Here is an 18,456-nt window from a genome sequence, read left to right on the forward strand (position 1 = left end):
CCCCACAAATCGCCGTTGTATCGCCATGATCAAGATGGTCATCGCCATGGGCGGGACGGCCAGCTCCATTGTTTATCGCAATCACGGCCGTGGCCGGTATGGCCCCATGTGGCATCCATATTTCATGGGTCCCGGCGGCAAACAGTGCGTGGTTTACGGGGCAGCTACCGCCGAAAAGGCAGCAGCCGTGCAATAACGTAGGGGGGGATAGTATCCGGCTGGTGGCTCTTTTTTCAGATCCGCGACGCGGAGCCTCCCGGCCCCTCCCTCAGGGGGGGGAGGTGTTCATTTAGGCGGCTCTATCACCTTTGCCGGGGCAACGGTGCAGGTGAAGGGGGCCATTTTCAGCTCCTGCGGCTCCCTGCCCGGAGCGATCTCGATTTCCCGGGCAGGGCTCTCCGCGGCGGTGTTGACCGGCAGCGACTCCTTGTCGATTTGCACCAAGTATCTCCCCGGCCTCAGATCCCCCAGGTAGTAGCTGCCGTCGCCTGCGGTCGACGATTCGGCCCAAACCTTCCGGTCCCCCGGCTTGGTGGCGAAGACACGCACACCATAGAGCGGCTTGCTCCTCTTCTCGCCCCCCACCCCCCCGGAGACCACCACCCCTGACAGGGAGATCACCGGGGTGACGCCCAGGTCGACCTCGGTCACTATCCCGGGCACGATGTATGCCTTTTGCAGGCCGTGGGTCGGCGAGTAGATGGCGGGCACCGTGGCGAGATCGATGAACACCCGGCCGCTTCCCATCTCACCCGAATTGGGAAGCCTGAAATAGCCGTTCGCGTCGGTCAGGCAACTGTTCCCCCCCAGGATCACCTTCACGTTGGCCAGCCCCGGCTCTCCCGGGTCCGGCTCCCCGTTTGCATTGTAGTCGATGAAAACCCTCCCCGTCACCGAACCGTTGTCGGGCTGGATGTACCGGCTGGTGACCGGGGCGGGAACCCGGTTGTGGAAATCGAACAACCCGACGAAGTTGAAGGACAGCACCATGGACAGGATTTTGTTCTCGTAGTTGGTGGTGAGCTCGAGACTTTTGTCTCCGAAACGGTCCAGCAGATACGTGGACCGGTTCTTGACGATGGAGCTGCAGGCAACCGTGTCGTAACCTACATCGGTTTTGGTTCTCAACGACGATTGGGAGTTTCTGTATTTATGGGTGAAGATGATCTTTTCCTGGTGGAAGCTTTGGGCATAGGTGAGGTCCAGCTCGTTTCGTTCGCTGGTCGAGACGGCGAGCGTCACGAATGACGACGGGTCCTCGACGGCCAGGCCGGTGATGTTGATGCCGTTGGCGAAATCCGTATTGCCGGCCAGGTACTGGGAATCGCCCATCGCCACCGCCCCGCTGAGCATGACCCTGGGCGTCACCAGGGCGTACAGCTTCAGTATGTAAATGATCTTTTCCGTCTCCCAATTGGCTGCCGTCCTGTTTACCGAGGCGGTGACGGTGGTATGCGGTATGGCATTGGAGCTGATTTCCAGGTTTTGCAGACTCATATCGAGAGTCTGTGCTTCCTTGTGAGCCAGGTTGTTGCTGATGTCGGCATGCACCCCCCTGAGCGTCCAGTCGGGGTGGAACTTCCAACTGCCGTTCACGCTGTACCCCTGGCGGTCGTGCAGCAGGGCGTTCTGGCCGTTGAAGAAATTGCCTCCGTAGCGGAAGTACTGGGTGAGTATCTGCATCTCTCGGCTGGGATAAAGGTTCGCCTTCAGCTTGGCCGCCAAGCCGTCGTAGGAGGTGCCGTATTTGCGGTTGGTGCCGTTGCTGAAGGCGGAATCCCCCCCGAGCACCAGGTAGCTGACCGGCTTCCAGAGAAACTCCCCCCCCGCGTTGCCGCCGGCATCCGGAAACTGACGTTGCGGATTGAACGGGTCGAGCGCCCACTGGCTGAACAGATCCTGCTGATAGCCAAGGCTGGAGCCGATGGTGAAGTGGTCGTTGACGGCGTAGAGCGCGCGTCCGCCGGTGAAAATGCCGCGGGTATGCCAGGTGAGGATGTCCCGGTTGGTCCCCGCCCCCGCGAGGTAGGCCAGCTTGCCGGCCGGCAGGAAGAGGGTGCTCCCCAGCAGCTCCTTTTTGACATAGGTTTTCAGGCCGTTGCCGTCGGTGATGGTGATCAGGATCTCGTTCAGGCTACCCGGCGCGAGGATCACGTCACTGAAGCGGTAGACTCCGGCGCCGAGCTCCGAATCGACGGCGGGCACCGCTTCCTGCGTCTCCACCATTCTGCCGTTCACCCTCAGTTCCACCTGCGCGCCGCGGGGAGCGACCCCTTCGAAAACCTGGGGCTGGACGAAGTAGTCGAGTTGCCCGAGCTTGGAGCGGTCGCTTAAGTTCTCCGCCGCGCAATATCCCGCCAGGCCGTTGATCCGGACGCCGGTGATCCGCACGCTGGGAAAGGACAGGTCGCTCAAGCCGAAGGCGCTGTCGCCTACGCTTAGCTCCAGGTTGGAATATCGCTTGTTCCACTCCCCTCGGTAGAGCATCACCCCCGCGCCGGCCAACTGGCTTCTCTGGCCGCCGAAGTCGATCTCTCTTTCCGCGAAATGAAGTTTGTAGGCGCTCCCCAGAAAACTCCCCCAGAAAACCTGATTCATGTTGTCCAGGCTCCCCTGCTTGGCCGCAAAGTTGTTGTCGACGCTGAAATTGGTCCGGAAGGAGAGTTCCGCGAAGTCGAGACCGTTTCTTTTCGGTGTGGCTTGAGGGTGCATTTCCGGGAGATTGGTCGGGACATCCTGGACCAGTAATTCGTGGGCGGACTTTGAGGAGCTTTTCCAGATCCTAAGTTTCCGGGCCGTATGGCCGACGAATTCGTAGTTCGCCTCGCTCCACGCCAGCTCGATGCCGAAAAGCTCGGCCAAGGCTTCGGGAAGCAGATAGATATCTTGTTCCCTGCTGGCCTCGGACCTGGCCTCAATGAGGTCGATGGACCTTGTGCGCTTGTCGACGGCGTAGGTCTTGGCGACACGGTCCAGGGTGACGAAGGGCATCCCGTCCGGCTGGAAGGTGACCGTGCCCCCATCCTCTTTCCTGTCTATGTCCAGGAGCTTCAGCAGCCTGAATAGCGGCAGGTAACGTTTGCCCGGAGGGGTTACGATCACATCCAGGTCGCCGATCGATTTTTTCTGCCAGAGGGAGTTGCCGTTTATGGAAAATCCGACCACCTGCAACTCGTTAAGGGAGGCGGCTTTGGCGGGGTTGTTGCCGTCGGGGGGAGATGGTGCGACCGTCAAGGTCACGTTTGACTGCGCAGCTTTGCCGCCGGACACGGTTCCCGGAGCCGCCGCGCAGACAGGGACCGCTCCCCAAGGCAAGACGAAGGCGACGATGGCCGCCATGACGGTTTTTTGGGGGTGATCCCGGAGCATGGCGGAATTCCCGCGCCGTGGTGGGGACGGCCCCCCTACGGTTGGCAATCGGGCCCCATGGTCGTCGGGGCACCGTTTCGATGGCTTTTATATGCTTGCGCCCTGGTGCAGCCGGATCTCCTCGAAAAGAGGCTGTTTCAACTGGCTCGACCTGTAGATGACCCGTAACGTGTGCATGCCGTCCGAGATCGGTTCCTTGATCTCCCCGAGTATGACGCGCTCCGAGTTCGGCATCACATAGGCCCTCCCCAGGGGTCCCTTCGCCTCGACCTCCCCGGATTCGCCCAGCAGTTCATACTCCCCCTCCACGAACAGGCGCCCCTGCCCGGTGTTGACGATGACCGTCTCCAGCCCGTGCTGGTTCCCCCGGCTCACTATCTTGGTATCCTTCATCACCCCCATGTACCTCACCTCGCCGAAGGTGGCGAAAATCGGCACCAGGATGCTCGGTATCACCTGGAACCGGAAGTTTCTTCCCCGGTCGTCTGAGGCACGCGCTTCGGTGGTCTTCAAGGATTCAAGCTGCATGGCCGCCCAGTACTCCCCGTCTCTCAGTTTGCCGTGGCTCGGTATGTAAAAGCGCACCGCCTGGCGCGATTTGGGAGGAATGGCGAACTCCTTGGGGTTGAACTTCATCCATTGGGCCAGCGAGTGTTCGTCATGGGGAAGTTCCCGAAACGTGCCGTCGGGTCCGAAGGTGAAATACACCATCTTCACCCGGTATCTTTCCACCTCCTCGCCGGTATTGGTGATCTGGAATTGCCCCGAGGGTATGCCTTTGTTCATGTCCACCTCGAGAAATGCCGGGGATATGGATAGCCCGGCCTGCGCCGTGCCCGCCAGGAAAAAAAGAGTCAGTGCCGAAACAAGTAAGCCCGTTACCAAGGCAGCGATTCTCATTATTTCCTCCCATATCCCCGGCTTAATTACATCGATTGCCACAGCCGGTTTACGCGATCTGTTGAAATCTAGTACGGCACAAACGTGTTACGTCACTTCACCCAGCTTCAGCTTATATTGATCAGGGAAGCACGGTGGCCACGAGCTGCACCACGCCGCTGTAATCCCCGGCAGGCTTTTCCACCTGGTCCTGGTTCCACTGGAATGCCGTGTGCACGATCTGGCTGAAATGGCCGTTGGCGGCGCTCTCGAAGGTCACTGGTGAGCTCCCGAAGGACGGGAAGTTACCGATCGTTCCGGCCGTGCCGAGGGCCACGGAAACCTTGTTCAGGCCGGTGTCGGGGTTGGTACCGTTATCCGGCTGGATGGTCGCCGTGGGAACCAGGGCGATCGGGGCAACTGCATCAGGGCCCGCGTACAGCGGGTCATCGCCCTTGTAGAGGTTGGAGGCCGCTACCGAGAGCGCGACATACTGTTTGTTCGCGTCGACGCGGAAGTCCACTTGGCCGTTGATCAGGCCTCTCTGGATGCTCCCCATATCGACGTTCGGAGTGAGCGCTGCCACGGCGATGTCCGGGTCAACCCTGACGTGGGCCCGGGCGGTCGCGGAGTTCGTAGTATCCGCCGCGCAAATCGTTGCCATTCCAAGTAAGAGCAAACCAGCTACCATTGCGAGTACCATTTTCATGACCTACCTCCTGTTAGTGTTGCGAGCTTTGAGGAACCGCCTGTGACAATCAGAGACAATGCAAAAACGAGATCCAGAATCCTAGGACCCCTTTATAGTTACATACAATCAACTCCCGACAATGAGACTTTTGGCTGTATTTCAGGTACTTTGGTCCGGTGGCGCGAGGACTACTAACCGCGACCAAGGTAGTAATACTATGCGGGGGGAATGGGTGAGAGCCGGGGGGGGAGACGAGGTCCGCAGGGGGAAAGCGTGCAGGGGAAAAAGGGGCCAAGGGGAGGGAGACCAACACACAAGGCATACAACGCGCCGAAGGCGCGCAGACAGATGAGCGGCGGATCATCTTTATGTTGTGAGTGCGGGTCTTTGTCGGTAGCTGCTTGGTTGCCTGGAGTGAGGCGTTGCCTGAGGGGGGCCGCGGCGGGACGTTTATGAGTATCGGTGAGAGGAGTCGAGCAGACAGGTGACGAGCTGGGCGCGGTTTGAGACCTTGAACTTTCTGAAGATACGCGTCATGTGGGTCTTAACGGTATGCTCGCTCATGTAGAGCGACTCCGCTATCTCCCGGTTCGTCTTGCCGAGGGTAAGGTGTTTCAGGATCTCACGCTCCCTTTGGCTAACGCTTTCTATTTCGCCGCCTCTGAGCATGGTTCCGGCTTTGCACAGTAGTGCCTTGAGGTTATGGTTATTGATCCATACCTGCCCGCCATGGACGACCCTGATGGCTTTTTTCATCAGCGCCAGATCCTCGTCGATGGAGATGACCCCCGGCAGCCTGTGCAGCAGAATGGTATTAACCACTTCGTCCTGATGCAATCCCGTGTCCAGCAGGATAACCTTGGCTGCACCCCATTTCGCCAAGACCTCGGCTTTGATGTTTTTCTGGTCGGCGATCACGATCTCCGGAGACTCTCCCGCTACCCTGTGCCTGCCGTTATCGATGAAAACCTTGTCTGCCGGCTCCGCCCTGGCGAGGATCTCCTGCAACGCTTCACCTAACACCCGGCTCTTGAGGCTGAGTAGGATATTCATAGCCCGATTTTTCTCCTCGATACAAACGAGCCCGCGGAAGATTCATAGAGCGGCGACGGTCGTACGCTCCATGTTTCCCGGAGGCCCTTGGATATCTTCTTTCTCCTTGTATCGCCCCTTCTTGGCGGGCACCTGCGGTTTGCCCCTCGTGTCTAGCAGTAAGTGCGCCAGAGAAGGCCAGCCGGTGCATCAGCGGCCAAGCGCCTTATCGCACTGATTGAAACGGGAACGCCCGGGAATCCGGCCGGGGAATCCGGCAGGCAATGCCGTCATTTTTGGCGGATTTCTCTATATATAACGGGCCGGGTATGGCATTCGCGTTGCCGGCCGGGAAAACACTTGACAGGCCGCTGAAGCGGGACTATATGACTATATAGTCATATATACTGGAGGTCACCCATGAAAGAGCTGGTCGAGCTCCGCGCGGAAATCCTGAAAGCCCTGGCCCAACCCACCCGGCTTAAGATCGTCGATTTCCTCCGGGACGGAGAGCGGTGCGTCTGCGAGATATTCCCCGCCATCGGCGAGGAGCAGTCCAACACCTCCCGCCACCTGAACATGATGCTCGCCGCCGGGGTCCTCTCCCGCCGCAAGGACGGCCTGAAGATCTTCTATGCCATCAAGCATCCCGAGATCCTCGCGGTCACGGACCTCATCACCGCGGTGGTAAAAGAGGAAATCCAGGGACGGCACAGTCTGCTGAATGCGGTGTGAGTAATCTATCTACCCCTTTTTAGGAGTACGCTGGTGTTGAAAAGCTTAGCCGACTACATCGTGTTCAGAGTCATCGGCCTCGTCCCCGGTTCCCGTGCCGGCGAGGCGCTCGATTTCTTCATCTACGACACCCTGAAGATCTTCCTGCTCCTCGCCACCATCATATTCGTGGTGGCGATCATCCGCTCCTCGTTCCCCCCGGAAAAGACCAAACGGATGCTTTCCCACCGGCGGGAGTACGTCGGCAACGTGCTGGCCGCCCTGCTCGGCATCGTCACCCCTTTCTGTTCCTGTTCGGCCGTGCCGCTCTTCATCGGTTTTGTCGAGTCCGGTGTCCCTTTGGGGGTGACCTTTTCGTTCCTGGTTTCCTCCCCCATGGTCAACGAGGTGGCGCTGATCATGCTCTGGGGGCTCTTCGGCTGGAAGATAGCCCTTATCTACATAGGGACCGGCCTGCTGGTGGCGATCGCTGCCGGGATCGTCATCGGAAAACTGAAGATGGAGAAGTACGTCCAGGACTACGTCTGGGAGATGCAGGTGGGGAACACCGAGATCACCACCATGACCTTCCCGGACAAGATCGCCTATGCCCGTGGGTACACTTCGGATCTGCTGAAAAAGATCTGGCCCTACGTGGTGGCCGGCGTCGGCCTGGGGGCCTTCATCCACGGTTACGTCCCGGCCGACTACCTGGCACGCTGGGCCGGGCGGGACAACTTCTTCGCCGTGCCGGTGGCGGTGGCGCTGGGAGTGCCCCTTTACAGTAACGCGGCCGGAGTGATCCCTATCGTCCACGCACTGATGGAGAAGGGAATGGCCATGGGGACGGTGCTGGCATTCATGATGGCGGTGACCGCCCTCTCCCTGCCGGAAGCGATCATCCTCAAAAACGTCCTGAAAAACCGCCTGCTTGCCGTCTTTTTCGGCACCGTAGCGGTGGCGATCATCATGGTCGGGTACCTGTTCAACGCCATTCTTTGAGATAACCGGCTGGGGCTCCCCGCCGGTGCCCGCAGCACCGGAAAAGCTAAAGGCCGCACCACATCGATCACAAGGAGACCGTAAATGAAAATCGAGATTCTCGGCACCGGTTGTGCAAAGTGCAAAACCCTCTATGAGAACGCGAAGAAAGCAGTTGCCGAAAGCGGCGTCGACGCCGAGGTGGTGAAGGTGGAGGATATCCCCTCGATCATGAAGTACGGCGTGATGAGCACCCCAGCCATCGTCATCGACGGCAAGGTCAGATCTTCCGGACAGGTAGCCACCGTCGTCGAGATCATGGGGATGCTGTAAGGCCCCCCACTTCAACTCAGGAGACGTTGCCAATGAGACTTCCCATCGCCACCGCCGCCATTTTCCTGATGTTTTACGGTGCAGCACGGGCCGAATTGCCGTCTGCGCACGACGACGCCGTATCGCGGGCTCTGGTTTCCGGCAAACCGGTCGTGATAGATCTCGGTGCCCGCACCTGCATCCCCTGCAAGAAAATGGCGCCGATCCTGGAATCCCTGTCGAAGGAGTACCGCGGCAAGGCGTCGGTGCTCTTCATCGACGTCCATGAAAACAGGGGCGCCGCCGACAAGTTCCGCATTCAGATGATCCCGACCCAGATCTTCTTCAACGCCCGGGGAAAGGAAGTGAAGCGTCACATCGGTTTCATGGAAAAAACGGAAATGGTCAATGCGCTGAGAGCGGCAGGAGTTAAATGACCTTCCTCGATAACATCGAGCAGATCATCACCCTCTATCCCGTGGTCGCCTTCGGGTCGGTGTTTCTGGCCGGGGCGCTCTCTTCCGCCTCCCCCTGCGTGCTGGCCACTATTCCGCTGGTGGTAGGCTTCGTCGGTGGATACAGCAACGGCGACCGCTGGAAGGCGTTTCGTTACTCCCTGGCCTTTGTCTCGGGCCTGTCGGTGACCTTCACCGCATTCGGCGCGGCCGCCGGGCTTTTGGGCACCATGTTCGGGACCACGGGAGGAGCGTGGTACTTCTTCGCGGGTGCCATTGCGCTCATCATGGGAGGCCAGATGATGGGCTTGTACGAGATCCGCCTGCCGATCCGGCGGGATTTCAAGCCCAAACGGGGCGGAGTGACCGGTTCTTTCCTGCTGGGGTTGTTCTTCGGTGCCGTCTCCTCGCCATGTGCGACGCCGGTGCTCGTCGTACTCCTCACCCTCGTGGCCGGGAAGGGGCAGCTCTTCTACGGCATCGCCCTTCTTTTCTGCTACGCCATCGGCCACTGCCTGCTCATGCTCCTGGCCGGCACCTTCACCGGGTTCGTCGAGGGGTTCGCCAAGGCACGCGGGGTGGCGAGTTTCTCGCTGTGGGCCAAACGGGTGAGCGGAACGATCGTCGCCCTGGTGGGCGCATGGTTTGTCTGGCAAGGTTTTTAATCCCCCGGTAAGCAGCAACTCTCCCCTGTTTCCCTCCCTGATCCACACAGCCCCCCTTTGAATGCTCCAGCGCCTACCAATCCACTCTCAAGAAAATCATGCCAATACCGATACGATAGCTGAACCTACCTCTCCTGCAGACACCAGAGCCGACATTACATGAATCTCATACATTCATGCGGCCATTCCAGGAGTTCCATCGAGATCATCGAGCGGAGACAATCCATGAAATTCAAAAAGTACAAACACTGGTCCATTAAGAATAAGGTTCTCGCTATCCCGTTGATCGGGCTGGTCGCCACCCTGGTCGCTACCGAGTGCCTGGTCATCCCGTTCATGGTGAACAGGATCCTGGAAAGCAGGAAGGTCGAGACCCGGCACGTGGTCGAGGTGGCCTATGGCTTTCTTTCCGGTTACGATCAGCAGGTAAAAAGCGGGAAGCTGGACCTCCCCTCCGCACAGGCCGCCAGCATCGCGGCGGTCAAGGCGCTTCGCTACGGGAAAGGGGGATACTTCTGGATCAACGACCTGACCCCCAAGATGGTGGTCCACCCGAACAAGCCCGAGCTCGACGGCAAGGACCTGACCGATAACAAGGACCCTGCGGACAAGCACCTCTTCGTCGACTTCGTGAAGGTCTGCAAGGAGAGGGGTGCAGGCTTCGTCGATTACCTGTGGCCCAAGCCGGAAGGTGAGAAACCGCTCCCCAAGGTCTCCTACGTGAAGCTCTTCGCTCCCTGGGGATGGATCATCGGCAGCGGCGTCTACATGGAGGACGTCATGCAGGAGGCCGCCTCCCTCAAGTGGTGGATCCATGCGGCGGCCATGGCGCTGTCACTGATGCTGCTGCTCCTCTCCTACTCGGTCGGGCGCGGGATCACCCGCCCGCTCGCCGCCGTCATCGGCCAGCTCAAGGAGATGACCCAGGGGAACGCCGACCTGACCCAGAGGATCCCCATCACCCGCAACGACGAGTCCGGCGACCTCGCCAAGGCGTTCAACGGTTTCCTCGAAAACCTGCAAGGGGTGATCGGCAACGTCCGCAAGTGCTCGACCAACGTGGCGGAGGCCGCCTTCGACATCAGGAAGCGGACCGAAGAGATGACCGCGGGGGCCGAGCGGGTGGCGGGAGAGGCGGCGGGCGTGGCCACCGCGGGTGAAGAGATGGCGGCCACCGCCAGCGTGATTGCCAACAACTGCATGATGGCGGTCGATTCCTCGCGCACCACCGCCTCCTACGCGCAGGAGGGGCGTCAGGTGGTGGACAACACCATCTCCGTCATGGGCCAGATCGCCCGGCAGGTGGAGAGCTCGGCGACCACGGTCGGGGTGCTGGGGGACCGTTCCCACCAGATCGGCGACATCATCGGCACCATCGAGGACATCGCCGACCAGACGAACCTCCTGGCGCTCAACGCGGCCATCGAGGCGGCCCGGGCGGGCGAACAGGGACGCGGCTTCGCGGTGGTGGCTGACGAGGTCCGATCCCTTGCCGTGCGCACCACCAAGGCGACCCGGGAGATCACCGGGATGATCAAGGCGATCCAGCAGGAGACCCAGGGGGCCGTCGAGGCGATGAACCAGGGAGTGCTCCAGGTGAAGGCGGGAACCGAGGAGGCGGCCCGCTCGGGCTCTTCGCTCGGGCAGATCCTCTCCCAGGTCGACCAGGTCACCGCCCAGATCAACCAGATCGCCCAGGCCGCCGGCGAGCAGACCTCCACCACTTCGGAGATCAGCGCCAACATCGACCGGATCACGAGCCTGGCCGGGCGCGAGTGCGAGCAGGCCACGAGCCTGGCCCAGGCCGCCGCCGAGCTGAACCGGCTGGCGGAAGAGATGATCAGCTCGGTCAACCACTTCCAGACCATCATCAAGTGGAACAACTGGATGTCGGTCCAGGTGCCCCAGTTCGACGATGCCCACAAGAAGCTGATCACCATGATCGGAGAGCTTAACGACGCCTTCACCCGCGGGCACGGGGACAGGGAGATCCTCAAGATCCTTTCGGGGCTCGCCACCTACTGCGTCGAGCACTTCGGCGACGAAGAAAGACTGATGGTCCAGCACCACTACCCCGATTACCAGCTGCACAAGAAGATACACGACACCTTCGTGCAGAAGGTCCAGGAGACCATCGCCGACTTCGAGAACCACCGCGTCTCCCCGGCCACCATCATGGACCTTTTGAGCAACTGGCTGATGGGGCACATCCTCAAGGTGGACAAGGAGTACAGCGAGTTCTTCACCAAGAAGCTCCACCTCAAACGCCAGGCCGCGTAAGCCGGCCATTATACCCTCGCCCCTTCAGGGGAGAGGGTGGCCGAAGGCCGGGTGAGGGTAGTCTTTGACTCTACCCCTGCCCTCACCCCCGCCCCTCTCCCCCAATGGGGGCGAGGGGAAAAGAATTCAGGCAGACGGTGGCCGAAGGCCACAAGAGTCATACCCTCGCCCCTTCAGGGGAGAGGGTGGCCGAAGGCCGGGTGAGGGAGGTTTTTGTAGTGGGGGCGAGAGGAGATAGAAATTCAGGGACTCCAGGTGGACTGTGTTGAAAGGCGAAGCCACTTGAGATACGATGTATCTCAGGGAACACTTTCAAAAGGGGGCAGGTATGGCAACCACCAAGATGGTCCACGTCCGCGTGGACGAGGACTTGAAGGAACAGGCGGCAGAAACGCTCGCCAGCATGGGGCTCTCGGTCTCTGACGCCGTCCGCGTTTTTTTAACCAAGGTAGTCAGTGAAAAGCGTTTGCCATTCGAAATCAAGGTCCCCAATGCCGAAACCCGCGCCGCCATGAAAGAGGCCGACGCAATAGTAAGCGCCCGCAAGGCCCGCTTCGCGACTGCCGAAGACGTCTTCAATGACCTCGAAGAAAACAACCGCAAAAACAAGTAAGCGCGCTCCCTTGCCACGCGCCGCCGACTATACCAAACCATTTCTCAAGGATTGGGAGCGCCTCTCCAGATCCGGGCGCTATGACCTCACCCGCCTCAAGACGGCAATGCTTTTGTTGATAGCCAACGACGCCCCCGGTCGGTTCTCATGCTCAGTGTCTCTTACACGCCGGTGATGGACACCCTGTCCGGGAAGTACATATTCGGAGAGGAGGAGGCTCGAAAGTACCTGACCCGCCAATCCCAACACGTCGACAGAGTAATAGGGAAGGGAATCGTAGATAAAGCACTTTAACGTTGGCGGCGGCGTAACCCGATACAACGTCCGTCGTGACCCGCCGCTGAGCCGGACGATGGCAAGCGGGCCTTAAAGGCCCGCTTCATTTCAGTTTCCCTTACCCATCCACCTCACTCATCTCAAAAGCCCCCCCCCCTTCCACCACCCGGCCCGCCCGGTTCTCTTCCTTTGACTGCAGCGCCCGCCCCAAATATGCCAGTACCCCGTCCGGCGACGTAATGCTCCCTTGACTTTATACCCCGGGCGGGTATATCGTCCATTATACCCTACCGGGGTATCAACGAGTAAAGGAGCACGCCATGGAAAAGTCGTCGCAGAAGAAACTTACTATGCGGGTGAAGAGGATAGCGGGACAGGTGGCGGGGATCGAGCGGATGCTGGAGGATAAACGCTACTGCGTGGACATCCTGAACCAGATCGCCGCGGTCCGCTCGGCGCTCGACGCCCTGGGGGTCGAGCTCCTCACCAGGCACCTGGAGATGTGCGTCATCGGGCACGGCAGCGGAACCGAGCACGAGAGCGCCCAGCGGATGACCCAGCAGGAGCTCCTCGACGAAGTGAAGACCACCGTATCGCGTTTTCTGAAATAGGAGGCAACCGGTCATGCAGAAAGCGACCTTTTCCATCAGCGGCATGTCCTGCGTCAATTGCGCCGCCCGCATCGAGAAAAACCTGGCCGAGACCGCCGGCATCGTCCGCGCCTCGGTCAATTTCGCCATGGAGGAAGCGCTCGCCGAGTTCGACGAGGCCGCCATCAGCCGCGACGAGATCCGGGAGAAGATAACCAGGCTCGGCTACGGCGCGCGGGTCAAGGGGGGCGCGGGCGAACTCCGCTTCGGCGTCAAGGGGCTCCACTGCGCATCCTGCGTCAACAACCTGGAGAAGAAACTCTCCGCCGCCCCCGGGGTGGCCGCGGCGGTGGTGAACCTCGCCCAGGAATCCGCCTTCGTCCGTTACGACTCCTCCGTCATCGATCCCGCCGGGGTCTATGCGGTGGTGACCGCCGCGGGATACCAGCCGGTGGCCGACGAGGAGGCGAAGGAGGACGACACCAGGAGCTACCGCAGTCAGCGCAACTGGTTCATCTTCAGCATGGCCCTCTCGCTCTCCATCATGCTGACCATGGGGATGCACCACGATCCCGTGGTGGGATGGATGAACCTGGTGCTGGCCACCGTCGTCCAGTTCAGCGCCGGGCTCACCTTCTACCGCGGCTCGCTCTTCGCCCTCAAAAACCGCAGCGCCAACATGGACGTCCTGGTGGCGCTGGGGACCTCGGCGGCCTACTTCTACTCCCTCTTCGCGTTCTTCGGCGCCTTCGGCGAGCACGGCGGCGACGTCTTCTTCGAAACCTCCGCCATGCTGATCGCCTTCATCCGGTTCGGAAAGTACCTGGAGGCCCGCACCCGCGGCAAGGCGGGGGAGGCGCTCAAGAAGCTCGTGAAGCTCCAGGCCGACAAGGCGCGGCTCATCACCGACGAGGGTGAGAAGGAGGTTCCCGCCGGCATGGTCCGGGTCGGCGATCTCGTGCTGGTGCGTGCCGGGGAAACCATCCCTGCCGACGGGGAGATCGTGGAGGGAGCGAGCTCGGTGGACGAATCCATGGTGACCGGCGAATCGGTCCCGGTGGAAAAGGGGGAAGGCGATGCCGTCACCGGCGCCACCATCAACCGAAGCGGCCTCCTCAAGGTCCGCGTGACCCGGGTTGGCGAGGAGACGCTCCTTTCCCAGATCGTGCGCATGGTCCAGGAGGCCCAGGCGGACAAGGCGCCGATCCAGCGCTTCGCCGACCGGATCTCCGGGGTCTTCGTCCCGGTGGTGATCGCCCTGTCGCTCGCCACCTTCCTCATCTGGTACCTGGCCGCCGGCGAGCCGTTCCTCTTCGCCTTCAAGCTGGCCATCGCCGTGGTGGTGATCGCCTGCCCCTGCGCCATGGGGCTCGCCACCCCGACCGCCATCATGGTAGGGAGCGGGGTCGGCCTTTCCCGCGGCATCCTGATCAAGCGCGGCTCGGTGCTGGAGAATATCTCCCGGGTCCGCTGCCTGCTCCTCGACAAGACCGGCACCCTCACCGAGGGACGCCCTACCCTCACCGACCTGGTCACCGCCCCGGGTGCCGACGAGGCCCGTTTCCTGGCCTGCCTCGCCTCGGCCGAGGCCCACTCTTCCCATCCGCTCGCCCAGGCCGCCGTTACCGGCGCCGCCGAGCGGGGCGCACTGCCTGCCCAGGTTACCGAGTACCGGGAAAAAGGCGGCTTCGGCGTCACCTGCCGGCTGGAGGGAAGCGAAGTGATGGCGGGGAAGGCGCTCCTTCTCGAGGAGGCGGGGATCGCCGTCGCTCCGGTGGCGGCCGAGGCGGCCCGGCTCACCGAAGAGGGGAAATCGCTCATCTACGTGGCTTACGGCGGGAGCCTTCTGGGGGTCGCGGCGCTGGCCGACCGGCTCAAGAGCTCTTCGGCCGCCGCGGTGGCCGAGCTTCGCAGGCTCGGGATCAAGACCTTCATGCTGACCGGGGATCAAAAGGGGGTGGCCGCCGCCATCGCCAAAAGCGCAGGGGTCGACGGCTTCGAGGCGGAGGTGCTTCCGGAAAGGAAGGAGCAGGTGGTGAAGGAGTACCAGGGGAGAGGTGAATCGGTGGGTATGGTCGGCGACGGTATCAACGACGCCCCGGCGCTTGCCCGCGCGGACATCGGGATAGCCATCGGCGGCGGGACCGACGTGGCCAAGGAGACGGGAGACGTGATCCTGGTGAAGGACGACCTGATGGACGTGGTGCGCGCCGTGAAGCTCGGCAGATACACCCTCGCCAAGATCAAGCAGAACCTCTTCTGGGCGCTCTTTTACAACGTGCTCGGCATCCCGGTTGCGGCCGGCATCCTCTACTATCCCTTCGGGATCACGCTCAAGCCAGAATTCGCCGGCCTGGCCATGGCATTCTCGTCGGTCTCGGTGGTGGCCAACTCGCTGCTTTTGAAAAGGGTGGCTGGAAAGCTGTGAGAAAAACAAAACCCCGGACTCTCCTTTTCGAGGGAGAGACCGGGGTGAGAGAAAATCACCAACGGACAGGTGCTGCAAGAGTTGGATCCACCGCTAGCAGCCTTCTTCCTAGAAAGCGACGCGGGAGTTCTCTTTCTCAGCTGCCCACCTCTTTGATCAACCGCTTACATCGTAGGCGGCGTTGGTATTTACTGTTGCATTGGCCGTCCGACCTATCCTGGATTTTAAATCGTTGATCCGTTTTTCGAATAGTAACCAGGAGATCGTAGCAACAACAATAGTTAAAGCAGAACATACGACAAAGAAGACGGCTCCGTGATCATGACCGACTCCGAACTTGAGCTTTATAATCTTATTGACGAATCCTCCAACGAATGGATGGAACAGATAAATGCCATAACTAACCTTACCTATGTTTACAAACGGTTTGAAGTTCAGAATATCACCAACGAATCCAGAAACTCCAACCGATGTTTTCCCGATGACCCAGACATAAAACATGGCTTCGAAGGTGCCATCCAGAAAAGTGAAGTATGGCGCGACGCCAAGGTATTTTTTCGCGATGAACAGCAGTATAAAAAGCGGGAGCCCGGCGTACACGCCGAATCTCATAAGAGCTTGCTTTGTATTTTCCTTTGCAGGCAACGAGTAGAAAGCAAGAAGACCACCAAAGCCAAGGAAGTCGAAACAGCAGGGAGTCATGGTGTATGAAGCAAGACCTTTATCCGGCGGCAAGGCCACGGACACCATAAAACGCAACAACGGCGCCAAACCGATTAATGCCCAAATGCCCTTTTCCAGATATTTTTTCGGGATGAATAAGATAAACCAGGGCCAGAAAAGGTAAAACTGCTCCTCCACACACAACGACCAGAAATGAGGTATTACGTGCGACTCCGGCCAGGATCCTGCTATTGCGGCCTTAATATTGGACAGGTACAGAACATTCCACCAGACAGAGTCCCGGGCATTTGTCGCATTTAGCATGTACACGATAACTATTGTGAAATAGTAGACCGGAAAGATCCTGAGGCTTCTGCGTACATAGAATTCAAAAAGTTTGCCGTTAGTAGAAGCTACACCGCGGTCGACTTCTTCTCTGTTCTTAAGGAGGATGCTCGTAATGAGATATCCACTGAGAACGAAAAACAGGTGTACGCCCATACTGCCGGTTTCCAGTCTCAGACTTTCGTCAAACAATTTAAAGTGCTGCATCATGACGGCGAAAACAGCAAATGTTCGAAGCGAGTCAAGCTGACACATGTATTTCATCGACTACCCCCACACATACCTGCTACGGCCTGAAGCCCCCGACAACGCTAGCGAATTCCAAAGGAAGGTAGTCAGTCCGGCTCCAGGAGCAAAACAATTCAGTGCCGCTCAAAACTAGAAAGGCTAATAAGGTCAGGTGTAAGACGGCTGTTGCAGCAAAGGTCTGACGGGCAGACTTAAAAAGTGCCGTCCCAAAGTATCAGCAGGCCCCTTCCCTGAAGATGACCACTTTCAAGGTCCTCAGGATGAGCCTAAGATCGGTGGCGAAGCTCCAGGTATCGATGTATTCGAGATCAAGCCGCACCACTTCGTCGAAGTCGTTGATGCTGTTTCTTCCGCTCACCTGCCAAAGCCCGGTGATCCCCGGCTTCATGCAGATCCTCTTTCGCTGCCAGTTCTGGTAGTTGGCCACCTCGGCCGGCGTCGGCGGCCGGGTCCCCACGAGGCTCATCTCCCCCTTCAACACGTTCCAAAACTGCGGCAGCTCGTCGAGGCTGGTCTTCCGGATGAAGGCGCCCACCCGCGTCACGCGGGGGTCGTTCTTGATCTTGAAGATCGCCCCCTCCATCTCGTTCAGGTGCATGAGCTCCTTCTTCCGCTCCTCGGCGTCGATGAACATGGAACGGAACTTCCAGCAGGTGAAGGTCCTGCCGTTCTCACGCACCCGCGTCTGCCCGAAGAAGAGCGGGCCCGGGGATTCCAGCTTGATGGCCAGGGCGATGAACGGGAAAAGGAAGGCGGTGATGGCGAGCCCGACGGTGGCGCCGGCGAGATCGAGGCAGCGCTTGAAGAAGAGCTGGTTGGCGTCGGCGGAGACCGAACGGAAGGTCAAAAGGGGGACCTCGTTCTGGAGCATGGTGAGCTCCTTCTTCCCCTCGAAACGGTAGAACAGGTTCAACACGGTGCGGGCGGTGATCCCCATCTCGTGGAGATCGGCGATATGCGCGGCGATTTCGAAGCGGGCCTCCTCCTTGGAGTCGCAGAAGATCACCTCGTCCACCGGGTTGTCCTTGCAGATCTCCACCAGGTTGCTCAAGGGCCCCACCACCGGATGCCCCAGAAGCGTGCGGTGGGAGTAGTTGGCCTGGGTGTGGATGACCCCCACCACCTTGAACCCCCACTCCCTGTTCTCCTCGAGGATGGTCAGGATCCGTTTGGCGCTCTCCCCGGTGCCGACCAAAAGGAGGTTGCGGACGTTGTACCCCTCGAGGCGGAAAATCCTCAAGAGGAGCCGCACGAAGTACTGCTCGGCCAAGAGCATCAAAAAGGAGAGGATGAGGAAGGTCCCGTAGAAGCCGCGGGAATAGCCCCGGGGTTCGAGGAGGTAGATGAGGGCGGCGGAGAGGACCCCGCCATAAGCGGTGACTTTAATGAGTGATACGAAAATATTCCAGAGGGAGTTGACCCGCTGGGACTCGTATAATCCGAAACGATCCAGGAGGATAAGCCAGATCGGGATGATGGCAAGCAGGAGCCAGGAGTACTCGTCGAGATCTCTCAGTTCTCCCATTTTCACGCGGAGGTCATAGGCTGCCAGGAATGCAGTCACCACGATGGCAGCGTCGGTAACAATATTCGCCTTCCTTATGACACTCGCCTGCTCCTTCAACATCTCAGCGTCCCCCTTACAGCACCTGCAGACAATCAAAAAGAAGCGCCACTCTCATGGTCGCCTCTAAAAACAAAGTGAGTGAGTTTATACATGAAAAAACACGGTGATTCAAGCGTTTAAAATTCACAATCTCGTTAAATTTGGCTGAGGCAGGTGTTGTTTTAGACGGACCGGAGAGGATGCGGACGGGGGGGGGAATACATTATTTTTTAGCAATCCTGGCTGGATAGGAATGGTAGACGGTCGGCAAGCCCCGTTGACATTTCTCCATATCTCTGGGGGATAGC

At 59.6% G+C, this 18,456-nt stretch carries 15 protein-coding genes; 9 read left to right on the forward strand and 6 right to left on the reverse strand.

The annotated features are described in order from the left end of the window. Nucleotides 1-285 precede the first annotated feature (285 nt). The 4 genes from ACYVL5_RS08560 to ACYVL5_RS08575 form a co-directional block, all read right to left on the reverse strand. Complete coding sequence (locus ACYVL5_RS08560; protein ID WP_460595140.1) at nucleotides 286-3,369, reverse strand: hypothetical protein; 3,084 nt, start codon at nucleotides 3,367-3,369, stop codon at nucleotides 286-288. Between the two features lie 87 nt (nucleotides 3,370-3,456). Then, nucleotides 3,457-4,155 carry a hypothetical protein gene (locus ACYVL5_RS08565; protein ID WP_460595141.1) on the reverse strand — a complete coding sequence of 233 codons (699 nt, stop codon included), beginning with the start codon at nucleotides 4,153-4,155 and terminating at the stop codon, nucleotides 3,457-3,459. A gap of 235 nt (nucleotides 4,156-4,390) precedes the next feature. Then, complete coding sequence (locus ACYVL5_RS08570) at nucleotides 4,391-4,834, reverse strand: hypothetical protein (RefSeq protein ID WP_460595142.1); 444 nt, start codon at nucleotides 4,832-4,834, stop codon at nucleotides 4,391-4,393. Nucleotides 4,835-5,389: 555 nt separating this feature from the next. Continuing rightward, a complete protein-coding gene (locus tag ACYVL5_RS08575) occupies nucleotides 5,390-5,992 on the reverse strand; it encodes a helix-turn-helix transcriptional regulator (RefSeq protein ID WP_460595143.1) in 603 nt (200 codons plus the stop codon). A gap of 399 nt (nucleotides 5,993-6,391) precedes the next feature. On the opposite strand from ACYVL5_RS08575, the gene ACYVL5_RS08580 reads away from it, so the two are divergent. The 9 genes from ACYVL5_RS08580 (at nucleotide 6,392) to ACYVL5_RS08620 (ending at nucleotide 15,285) form a co-directional block, all read left to right on the forward strand. After that, nucleotides 6,392-6,706 carry an ArsR/SmtB family transcription factor gene (locus ACYVL5_RS08580; RefSeq protein WP_460595144.1) on the forward strand — a complete coding sequence of 105 codons (315 nt, stop codon included), beginning with the start codon at nucleotides 6,392-6,394 and terminating at the stop codon, nucleotides 6,704-6,706. Nucleotides 6,707-6,739: 33 nt separating this feature from the next. Beyond that, nucleotides 6,740-7,687: a permease gene (locus ACYVL5_RS08585; RefSeq protein WP_460595145.1), complete on the forward strand. Its 948-nt coding sequence runs from the start codon at nucleotides 6,740-6,742 to the stop codon at nucleotides 7,685-7,687. 84 nt (nucleotides 7,688-7,771) lie between these two features. Then, nucleotides 7,772-7,999 carry a thioredoxin family protein gene (locus ACYVL5_RS08590; RefSeq protein ID WP_460595146.1) on the forward strand — a complete coding sequence of 76 codons (228 nt, stop codon included), beginning with the start codon at nucleotides 7,772-7,774 and terminating at the stop codon, nucleotides 7,997-7,999. A 32-nt stretch (nucleotides 8,000-8,031) separates the two neighbouring features. After that, nucleotides 8,032-8,415: a thioredoxin family protein gene (locus tag ACYVL5_RS08595; RefSeq protein ID WP_460595147.1), complete on the forward strand. Its 384-nt coding sequence runs from the start codon at nucleotides 8,032-8,034 to the stop codon at nucleotides 8,413-8,415. Beyond that, nucleotides 8,412-9,098 carry a cytochrome c biogenesis CcdA family protein gene (locus ACYVL5_RS08600; RefSeq protein ID WP_460595148.1) on the forward strand — a complete coding sequence of 229 codons (687 nt, stop codon included), beginning with the start codon at nucleotides 8,412-8,414 and terminating at the stop codon, nucleotides 9,096-9,098. The genes ACYVL5_RS08595 and ACYVL5_RS08600 overlap by 4 nt, the downstream gene beginning before the upstream one ends. A gap of 225 nt (nucleotides 9,099-9,323) precedes the next feature. Beyond that, the gene (locus ACYVL5_RS08605; protein ID WP_460595149.1) at nucleotides 9,324-11,378 is read left to right on the forward strand and encodes a bacteriohemerythrin; all 2,055 of its coding nucleotides are present in this window, start codon (nucleotides 9,324-9,326) and stop codon (nucleotides 11,376-11,378) included. Nucleotides 11,379-11,706: 328 nt separating this feature from the next. Further along, nucleotides 11,707-11,991 carry a type II toxin-antitoxin system RelB/DinJ family antitoxin gene (locus ACYVL5_RS08610; RefSeq protein WP_460595150.1) on the forward strand — a complete coding sequence of 95 codons (285 nt, stop codon included), beginning with the start codon at nucleotides 11,707-11,709 and terminating at the stop codon, nucleotides 11,989-11,991. Between the two features lie 596 nt (nucleotides 11,992-12,587). Then, the gene (locus ACYVL5_RS08615) at nucleotides 12,588-12,878 is read left to right on the forward strand and encodes a metal-sensitive transcriptional regulator (protein WP_460595151.1); all 291 of its coding nucleotides are present in this window, start codon (nucleotides 12,588-12,590) and stop codon (nucleotides 12,876-12,878) included. Between the two features lie 13 nt (nucleotides 12,879-12,891). Next, nucleotides 12,892-15,285 carry a heavy metal translocating P-type ATPase gene (locus ACYVL5_RS08620; RefSeq protein ID WP_460595152.1) on the forward strand — a complete coding sequence of 798 codons (2,394 nt, stop codon included), beginning with the start codon at nucleotides 12,892-12,894 and terminating at the stop codon, nucleotides 15,283-15,285. A 156-nt stretch (nucleotides 15,286-15,441) separates the two neighbouring features. On the opposite strand, the gene ACYVL5_RS08625 is transcribed toward ACYVL5_RS08620, so the two are convergent. Together ACYVL5_RS08625 and ACYVL5_RS08630 are read right to left on the reverse strand one after the other, a co-directional pair. Then, nucleotides 15,442-16,557 carry an acyltransferase family protein gene (locus tag ACYVL5_RS08625; RefSeq protein WP_460595153.1) on the reverse strand — a complete coding sequence of 372 codons (1,116 nt, stop codon included), beginning with the start codon at nucleotides 16,555-16,557 and terminating at the stop codon, nucleotides 15,442-15,444. Between the two features lie 199 nt (nucleotides 16,558-16,756). Then, nucleotides 16,757-18,169, reverse strand: coding sequence for a sugar transferase (locus tag ACYVL5_RS08630; protein WP_460595154.1), 1,413 nt, complete (start codon nucleotides 18,167-18,169; stop codon nucleotides 16,757-16,759). Nucleotides 18,170-18,456: the final 287 nt, after the last annotated feature.

It is taken from the genome of Geomonas sp. Red276 (assembly GCF_054784495.1).

Coding starts and splice junctions, on each gene's coding strand:
- ACYVL5_RS08630 (WP_460595154.1), bottom strand. CDS start 18,169: ATGTTGAAGGAGCAGGCGAGTGTCATAAGGAAGGCGAATATTGTTACC.
- ACYVL5_RS08590 (WP_460595146.1), top strand. CDS start 7,772: ATGAAAATCGAGATTCTCGGCACCGGTTGTGCAAAGTGCAAAACCCTC.
- ACYVL5_RS08580 (WP_460595144.1), top strand. CDS start 6,392: ATGAAAGAGCTGGTCGAGCTCCGCGCGGAAATCCTGAAAGCCCTGGCC.
- ACYVL5_RS08600 (WP_460595148.1), top strand. CDS start 8,412: ATGACCTTCCTCGATAACATCGAGCAGATCATCACCCTCTATCCCGTG.
- ACYVL5_RS08565 (WP_460595141.1), bottom strand. CDS start 4,155: ATGAACAAAGGCATACCCTCGGGGCAATTCCAGATCACCAATACCGGC.
- ACYVL5_RS08620 (WP_460595152.1), top strand. CDS start 12,892: ATGCAGAAAGCGACCTTTTCCATCAGCGGCATGTCCTGCGTCAATTGC.
- ACYVL5_RS08610 (WP_460595150.1), top strand. CDS start 11,707: ATGGCAACCACCAAGATGGTCCACGTCCGCGTGGACGAGGACTTGAAG.
- ACYVL5_RS08605 (WP_460595149.1), top strand. CDS start 9,324: ATGAAATTCAAAAAGTACAAACACTGGTCCATTAAGAATAAGGTTCTC.
- ACYVL5_RS08625 (WP_460595153.1), bottom strand. CDS start 16,557: ATGAAATACATGTGTCAGCTTGACTCGCTTCGAACATTTGCTGTTTTC.
- ACYVL5_RS08575 (WP_460595143.1), bottom strand. CDS start 5,992: ATGAATATCCTACTCAGCCTCAAGAGCCGGGTGTTAGGTGAAGCGTTG.
- ACYVL5_RS08595 (WP_460595147.1), top strand. CDS start 8,032: ATGAGACTTCCCATCGCCACCGCCGCCATTTTCCTGATGTTTTACGGT.
- ACYVL5_RS08615 (WP_460595151.1), top strand. CDS start 12,588: ATGGAAAAGTCGTCGCAGAAGAAACTTACTATGCGGGTGAAGAGGATA.
- ACYVL5_RS08560 (WP_460595140.1), bottom strand. CDS start 3,369: ATGCTCCGGGATCACCCCCAAAAAACCGTCATGGCGGCCATCGTCGCC.